General features: G+C 77.5%; 1 protein-coding gene and 1 pseudogene. One reads left to right on the top strand and one right to left on the bottom strand.

The window, feature by feature from the left end; translation table 11 throughout:
• Window positions 1-977, bottom strand: a pseudogene (locus tag CBZ_RS19935) (hypothetical protein); the annotation flags it as partial.
• Window positions 978-1,239: 262 nt separating this feature from the next.
• On the opposite strand from CBZ_RS19935, the gene CBZ_RS19930 reads away from it, so the two are divergent.
• Window positions 1,240-3,308: coiled-coil domain-containing protein (locus CBZ_RS19930; RefSeq protein WP_246013569.1), on the top strand; the 2,069-nt coding region annotated here is incomplete at its 3' end.

Here is a 3,308-nt window from a genome sequence, read left to right as displayed (position 1 = left end):
GGTGCGCCGGACGCCCCGGGGCGGTCGCCGGACGCGGACCCGGCGGAGCCGACCGGGGCGCCCCACGGGCGGGCGGAGGCCGGTGAAGGTGCGGCGGAGGGCGGTCCGTCCGACGGCGGCGGAGTGGGGGCGGGTGCGGTCGCCCGCGGCACGCCTGCGGCACGCGCGGCCGCGGCCTCGCGCATCTGCCGACGGGTCAGGGTCGTCGCGGTCGGGTCGTCGCTCGAGGCGGGGGCGCCGACGGTCGTGAGGGGGCCCGTGTGCACGGCCTGCCACTCGGCAGGGTCGTGGCCGCGCCGCCGGCGCAGCACGCCACGGCCGAGCAGGAAGAGCGAGAGGAGGACCATGAGCCCGCCGACGACCACGCACGGCCACAGCCACGGGGTCGTGACGACCCGCGGCCACGCGAGCGACAGGGTGGGAGCGGCCTCGCCGTTGCTCACCGCGAGCAAGCTCCATCGGCCGGGCTGCGCGTGCCACACGAGCTCCGCGGACCCCTCGCCGGTCGCCTCCGCGACCCACAGGTCCGACCCCGCGGGGCTCGCGCCCACGGTCGCAGCCTCGGCCGTGCCGTCGGCGGGGGCCTGCGCACCCTCGGTCGCCGCGGCGTCCGGGGCCGCCGACGCGTCGGGGGACGCCGTCGGGGCAGGCGCGGCCACGTCGTCGACCGCGAGCTCGTGCCAGCCGTCGAGACCCGTCACACGGCCGTGCGCGTCCTCGCCGACCCAGCCCTCGACGTCCGTGTCGCGGCCGATCGCCAGGACGACCGGGGCGTCGCCCGCGGCCTCGACCGTGATCGTCACGGGGTCGCCGCCGAGCTCGAGGACGCCCGGGTCCGTCACCAGCACGTGGGCGTCCGTCGGGGTCGAGGCGACCAGGACGTCGTCGGCCCGCCAGACCGTCGCGGACGCGACGCCGAGGCCGATGACGACCAGTCCGACGACGCCGAGCGCGGCGGTGATCACTCGCTTGAGCACGCAGGATCCTCTCGGGAGAGAAGCCTCAGGATAGGCGGAGGGCACGCCCCTGACCGAACGAGACCGGACAAATCCGCGCTGACCGGGCAGGTCACAGCCGCGTCGCACCGGCGTCGCGCCAGGGTCGACCGTCGTGCGGGACCTCGGTCCACGCTGGTTCGACCGGGTGACGCGCGTATCCTGGCCGACGGGGCACCGGCTGCCGTCGAGCACCTCGTCCGAGGCGCCCGCGCCGGCGCCCGCGAGCCCAGGAGGACAGCTCGTGCCCGACGCCCGCACGCCCTTCCCCGTCGTCAACTTCCGTGGCTACGAACGCGAGGCCGTCGACTCCCGGATCTCCGCGCTGGAGAAGGCCGTCGCCGACGCCCGGTCGCAGGTCGAGGCGGCTGACGCCAAGGCGCTGCAGGCCGCGGGTGAGCTCTCCGAGGCGCACCGCCAGCTGCGCGAGGCCGAACGGCCCACGTACTCGGGTCTCGGGTCCCGCATCGAGCAGCTGCTGCGGTCGGCGGAGGAGCAGTCGTCCGACGTCGTCACGCAGGCGAACGCGCAGGCCGCCGACGCCCTGGCGCGCGCCAAGCTCGCCTCGGGCCAGCTCCGGGCGCGCGCCGAGAACGAGGTCGCCGAGCTGCTCGCGACCGCCCGGCGCGAGGCCGAGGAGGTCCGCACGACCGCGTCGTCGGAGGCCGAGAGCACGCTGCTCGCCGCCCAGCGCCGTGCGGAGGAGCTCGTCGGGTCCGCCGAGCGCGAGGCCGCACGCATCCAGAGCGCGATCACGACCGAGGAGAGCGAGCGCCGCACGTCGCTCGAGCGCGAGCTCGGGACGCTGCGGGCGAGCGTCGAGCACGAGGCCACGCAGCTGCGCGTCGCGACCGAGCGGACCGCGAGCGAGCTGCGCGCGCGTGCCGAGGCGGAGACCACCGCGCAGCGCGAGGACGCCGAGCGCTACGCGCAGGACCTGCGCCAGGGCGCGGACGCCGACACCACCGAGCTGCGCTCGCGCACGGAGGCGGAGCTCGCCGCCGCGCGCGCCGAGGTCGACCGGTATGTCGCGCAGCTGCGGTCCGAGGTGTCGGGCGAGATCAGCGCCGCCCGGCAGGCCGCCGCCGCCGAGATCACCTCGCTGCGCGTCCAGACGCAGGAGTACGCGGACGGCGTCCGCGCCAGCGCCGAGCGCGAGGCCACCGCCCTGCAGCAGCGCGTCGCCGGCGAGGTCGCCGCGCTGCGCGCCGAGGCCGAGCAGTACGCCGCGTTCGTCCGGGCCAGCGCCGAGCGCGAGGTCGGCGAGCTGCGCGCCGCCGCCGCCGACGAGCTCGCGGCCGCCCGCACCGACGCCGAGCAGTCGGTCGTCGCGATGCGGACCGACGCCGAGCAGTACGCCGCCGAGACCCGCGCGCAGGCGGAGCGGGAGACGAGCGAGCTGCGCGAGCGCACCGAGCACGAGGCCACCCACCTGCGCCTGACGACCGAGCGCGAGGCGGACGAGCTGCGCGAGGTCACCGACCGTGAGACGGGCGAGCAGCGCGCCGCGGCCGAGCGGGAGACCGCGGAGCTGCGGGAGCGGACCCGCCTCGAGGTCGACCGGGCGCTCACCGAGGCACGGCGGACCGCCACCGAGCTCGCGACGACCGCCCGGACGCAGGCCGACGACCTGGTGCGCGCCGCCGAGCAGCGGCTCGCCGACGCCGAGCTGGAGATCGCGGCCCGTCGCGAGGCCAGCGAGCGGGAGGACGCGTCGCGGCACGAGCAGGCGCGCGTCGAGACCGAGCGGCTCGTCGCCGACGCCGAGGCGCACGCCGCCGAGGCCGAGGAGCGCGTGGCGAAGGCGCTCGCGCAGGCGGAGAAGGTGCGGACCGACTCCGAGAACCACGCGCGCGAGCTCGTCGCGAACGCGCGGCGCAACGCCGACCGTGTCGTCGCCGAGGCCCGCGAGCACGCGGAGAAGCAGATCTCCGACGCGATGACCGAGTCCGAGCGCGAGCGCACCACCGCGACGCGGCAGGTCGAGGACCTGCACCGCCAGCGCGAGTCGATCACCACCTACCTCGACGAGCTGCGCAACCTGCTGGGCCACAACCCGGACCGGGCGATGCTCGACCGGGCGGCGCGCGCGGAGGCCGCGTTCGACAAGGAGCAGGCGACGCCGACGGCCGGTCAGGCCGCCGCAGCCGCCGCGGTCGGCACGACGTCGGGCAAGGCCGGCGGTGCGGCGTCCGCCGGCGGTGCGACGTCCGGCGCGTCCGGTGGTTCCGGGGCCGGCTCGACGGGCGGCCAGACGGGCGGATCGTCCGACGGTCCGGCGGGCGGCTCCCCGACGTCGTCGCGGCCCGAGCC

Source organism: Cellulomonas biazotea (assembly GCF_004306155.1).
GTDB classification, from domain to species: domain Bacteria; phylum Actinomycetota; class Actinomycetes; order Actinomycetales; family Cellulomonadaceae; genus Cellulomonas; species Cellulomonas biazotea.
The sequence above is the reverse complement of the archived record's forward strand: the minus strand, read 5'-3'. Positions and strand labels throughout refer to the sequence as shown.